4 protein-coding genes are annotated in these 4,650 nt (G+C 44.5%); all 4 read right to left on the bottom strand.

Features of this window, described 5'->3' with window-relative positions:
* Positions 1-742: formylmethanofuran--tetrahydromethanopterin N-formyltransferase (gene fhcD / locus HOO90_RS03235; protein WP_292839415.1), on the bottom strand; the 742-nt coding region annotated here is incomplete at its 3' end.
* A gap of 34 nt (positions 743-776) precedes the next feature.
* On the bottom strand, positions 777-1,436 hold the full coding sequence (locus HOO90_RS03230; RefSeq protein ID WP_292839413.1) for a pyridoxamine 5'-phosphate oxidase family protein: 660 nt from the start codon (positions 1,434-1,436) through the stop codon (positions 777-779).
* Positions 1,437-1,457: 21 nt separating this feature from the next.
* The gene (locus tag HOO90_RS03225; protein ID WP_292839411.1) at positions 1,458-3,149 is read right to left on the bottom strand and encodes a formylmethanofuran dehydrogenase subunit A; all 1,692 of its coding nucleotides are present in this window, start codon (positions 3,147-3,149) and stop codon (positions 1,458-1,460) included.
* On the bottom strand, positions 3,146-4,498 hold the full coding sequence (locus HOO90_RS03220; protein WP_292839409.1) for a formylmethanofuran dehydrogenase: 1,353 nt from the start codon (positions 4,496-4,498) through the stop codon (positions 3,146-3,148). The genes HOO90_RS03225 and HOO90_RS03220 overlap by 4 nt, the downstream gene beginning before the upstream one ends.
* Positions 4,499-4,650 lie beyond the last annotated feature (152 nt).

The following is a 4,650-nucleotide window of genomic DNA, read 5'->3' as shown; positions in this document are numbered from 1 at the left end:
CATCAATCACAATTTCCATCACGCTTTCGATTTCAGGGGAAAGTTCGGTATTGGTAACACCTTTGAGTGTTGGGCAAAACGTGTCGTTGGTAGAAGCAAACATGGTTTTATATTTGCTGCCGACCTTAGAGCCAGAACGCACCACTCCACCCGGAAACGGCATAATCACATTCGGTATTTTTTTCATGGCTTCTATCGCCGCCTCTGCCGCTGCAAGCGCCGCAGGTTGTGACGCTGCCAAAATTAGAAAGTTACCCCCACCAATAGCGCGAACCATGCCTGTGGTTTCTTCGCATAAAAATTCGCCATCCATGACAGGCACCCGCCAGTAACGTTTTGCAGAAATCAGCTTAGAAGTTTGATAACCATCCCCAAAAAAGCGCAGATTCTTGCCAAGATTAATCTTTTCTTCGCTCTCAATGCCAGAAAAGGCTGCAGCAGTCGGGCAGGTGAGTATGCATTGTCCCATGCGCGTTTCAAGTTGCTGCATCAGCACTTTGCTGCCCATGGCAAACATTAAAATACTTACGCCTGGTCTGCCATCGGGGGTTTCATCTACACTTAATTCACGCTCAATGCCTGCTTCTACACCACAACCAATGACAGAGGTTGCAAAGCCGGTCATGGCATTTGCCGCATGATACGCCCACTTTAGGTTTTGAGCTGTGATGATGACACGCGTGCCTCGCATATTGAATGCTTCAGCAAAGGTATCATCAATTTGTACGCCGTTAATTTGCATTGAGTTTCTAGTGATTGGCTATTTGTAGTAAAAATTACGCGTTTTCATCGCCCGAAATAATCTTGCCTACCCATTCTTCAATTGGAATAATGCCAACTTCTTGCGCTTTTTTGGCGTCGGCTTCAAGCAGGATATCTTGTACCAAATCAACTTGTTTCCAACCAGCTAAAGGTGTTTCGCAATGCGCGCGCGGCACATAGCGAGAGTCACGCACCTTTTCATATTTGGGAATATAGCGTGGACAGTTTTGCCAGAATTCAGAGAGCTTAACGGTAACGACAAAATCGGCTTCTTTGTAATGTGCTAATAATGCAGGATCTTTTGAAATGCTAGCCGTACCTTGCACGCGTAGGCGATTCGGTGTTTCAAACGAAATAAATAATAAACCGACATTGGGGTTGGTGGTGATGTTGCCCATTGAAAAAAACATGCCATTGCCATCGTAGCTTGGAAAAATTAAGGTGGTGTCGTCTAACACTTTGACAAACCCCGGGTCGCCGCCTTTGTAGGAGGTGGTCGGGCGGCCTTGATGGTCAATCGTCGATAGAAAGAACATATTAACACTTGCAATAAAACCTTTTGCACCATCATCAAATTCTGTGCGGCAAACCAACTCTTCTACGCGGTCTGCCATGCCACGGGTGCCAAATTCATCTTGAATTTTACGGTGTTGCTCGCCATAGAGTCTGCTCATCATCTTTTCCTAAATTTTTGTCTATTGGGAGGGTTGTTTACCTGCGTGCACAATGACACTGCCGCGGCCATCATGACTGATTTCATCTTGACTGACTTTAAAATTATCAAGTCGAACGGTGTGATAGCGATCAAAGTAAGTTTTTAAATTGGCTTCAATGCTATTATCAAATGCGGGTTTAACAGTATGTGTAGCCCCCCAAACTACTTTCACTACCTTGCCGTCTTTCACTACCAATTGCCCATCTTTAAACACATAACCTGGCTTGGCAAACATCGCCTCTCGGTCTGCTAGCTCAGTGTAGACGGTAATATCTGCACCAGCGCCAACTCCCAGATGACCTCTATCATTCAAGCCAATTAGATTGGCCGCGCCTGCACGCGTCATAATGGCAATTTCATACAAGCTGTATTCACGGTTTAGTGAGGTTAAATTACTCATGGCTTGTGCATCTAAATTTAATTTGGTAAACGCCTCGTTTCTAAAACTTTTGTCCATTAGCAAGCGAATTAAATGCGGGTAACTAGTGAATGGCGCACCATTTGGATGATCGGTAGTGAGAAAGATACGCCAAGGATCTTCCACCGATAAGAATATTTCTAAACCTATCGCCCATTGCAAAGCATTCACATAATTTTGGTCTTTATACTTGAACGGCACCACGCCACAGCCTGCATCACACTCGATATCCATAATCACGGATTTCTTCGGGTTGGCATGCTTTGAATTCAGATGTTGCACCATGCTGTCGCCCGAGGCTGTTACGGTTTGACCAAATAAAATCTGCCCGACATCGGCTGTAATGTGTTTATGTTTATTCAGTGCTTCAGCGATTTGTGCAGCCGCGGATGAGAATTTTTTGTCGCCCTCAGCACCGTAACTATGAAACTGTATATGCGTGAGGTGCATCGGCAGCCCTTCAGAGGCGCCCATGGTGTTTAGCGTTGTTTCAAAATTACCCGCCGCACCAAGATTATTGCAATGCACGTGTAAGGGTTTGGCAATGCCTAAATCATGCACGGCACGGCTTAAGCTTTTTAAAATTGCACGCGGTGTTACTTGGTAATAGCTGTGGTTTTCATCTAAATCCAGCTTCCGCTGATTGAATTTAAACGCACTGATACCCCCAGGATTCACCACTTTAATACCAATTGCCTGTGAAGCGTGCAATATCCAAGCCACGTAGTCGTTAATGGTTTTTTGATTCGCATTTTGGCTGAGTAAACGCAAAAAGTAATCATCGCTACCCAGCATGGCATAGCCGCCCTTATCAATCATCGGCGTATCGCCCATTTCTAAGTGTGCTTGGCGGGCATTGATGGGCAATAAGGCTGGCTCAAAAGCCGCGGTATAACCCATTTCAATGTATCTAAACCCTGCATCAGTAGTGCTGGGGGTGGCATTGTGACTACAGTTGGGTGTACAAATATGCGCTTCAGGTTCACTGTAATTTTTTGTTTCCTGAAACTTTTTATCTTGAAACTCGGGCAACAGCATGCGCGCAATATTGACTTTTCCTCCACCAATGTGGCTGTGCATATCAATCGCACCTGCCATCACTATTTTTCCCGTTAAATCATAGGCTTGGTTAATTTTCTCATTGGCATTTGGCTTGCTGATAATCCGACCATCGCGGATATAAATATCCTGAACCACGCCATCTTTTCCATGTTTTGGGTCGTAGATTCTGCCATTTTTTAAATGAATAATCATGGCAGTTCATCCGTAAGCAGTTGAATCACTTGGCTCAAACTGGGTAGATCGGATTGGCGCAATTTTTTAAGCGGCAGCGCTACTACATTATCCATGCGAAATTGCGTGCCTGCATGGTCAATGCCCGGCACACCCACCGGAATGAACACATCCGGCATACGCTCAAATTGCAGGCTGGGATGGCCAATAACGATAGTCGGCAGAGAACAGTTTGGTGGCAATTGCGCATTAAACGTGCTTATCCAAATCAGCGCGTCGCTATTTTTGAGTTGCTGTTGGCAAGAAAAATGATGCGGGTCATATTCGAGTTGTTGATTTTGATTAATATTTTCAGGATTTGCATCACCTAGTTTGACGTGGCGACTGCGAATCGGGTAGCCGCTCAGCCAAGTGCTGGTATTGTTTACGCTTACGTCACCATCGCCCGCATTGAGAGGCAGACCTGCAATACGCGTGGTTTCGTTGATTTTAGCAATCAGTTGAATAATGCTCTGCACAGTGAGTTCAGCCTGTGAAAATTTAAAATTTCCTGCCGCCCATACAACTACCACATATTGAGCGGATTTTAGTTTTTCTAGAAGCGCCAGCAGGGTAGCAACCGCAATACCGCAAATAAGGGCATCAGGTGTTTTTTTATGCAGTGGATTCTTTTGGTTGAGTAAGGCGTTCAGCACATTCATGATTTCAGGAAGTTGTTTGATTTCCGCTGGAATTATCCAAGGTTTTTTGCCTTCAGGCGAAATGCCTGCTGTGGTATTTTTTTCATCTACGGCTAAATAAATCACTTCTGGTCGTGGCTTATTAAATAAACTTTCTGAATTCCAAACCAGTTTTTCAAAAAATCGCGGGTGGCTACTTACAATATCGGTGCCGATGGCAAAAATCACTGTGGCGCGATTCTTGACCTCGGTCAGCGTAGTGTTTTGCCAGCCACTGTTTTGCAAAGCCAGCGTGTTGCGAATCATACCTTCGCTGTGCATGTGGTCTAGCGTGGCCCCTGTTTTATTTGCCAATTGTAAGATAGCTCGCATGCCTTGCACTTCAGTGCCTAAGCCGGCAAATAAAGGCGTTTGACTTTGTTTTAGAATGGTGACAGCCGCTTGAATGGCCGTGTTTAAATCCGTCGCTTGACCTGCGACACTAGGTTGTCGAGGTGCCGCATTCAACGTGTATTCGAAAAAAGCGACGCCTTTAGTGCAACTGATATTTAGCTTAATGGGTGAAGCTGAAACCAAACGCAAATCATCGCATAGCAAGCCACAAGCGGGGCAGCTAATGCTTATTGATTTTTCGGAATCTTTACTTTGCATAGAGTAGGATTCTGCCACATAAATTAAACGAGATGCCAAGCTAATTGATAAAAAACTAAAACATAAAAACTTCAGGGTTGAGGTTGAATTAAATCTAAATCTTAGGTGAGTTTAGGATAACTATTTTTTGTGCTACTGATTGGATAAGCAAAAAGGCAATATGGGATTTGTTCTATGAATTAAATAAAGGG

Origin of the sequence: Methylotenera sp. (assembly GCF_013141425.1) — a bacterium.
Taxonomy (GTDB): domain Bacteria; phylum Pseudomonadota; class Gammaproteobacteria; order Burkholderiales; family Methylophilaceae; genus Methylotenera.
This window is presented reverse-complemented; position numbering and strand designations above follow the sequence as displayed.

What these genes read in the sequence shown, in the direction of transcription:
- HOO90_RS03230 (WP_292839413.1), bottom strand. Translation starts at nt 1,436, where the DNA reads ATGAGCAGACTCTATGGCGAGCAACACCGTAAAATTCAAGATGAATTT.
- HOO90_RS03225 (WP_292839411.1), bottom strand. Translation starts at nt 3,149, where the DNA reads ATGATTATTCATTTAAAAAATGGCAGAATCTACGACCCAAAACATGGA.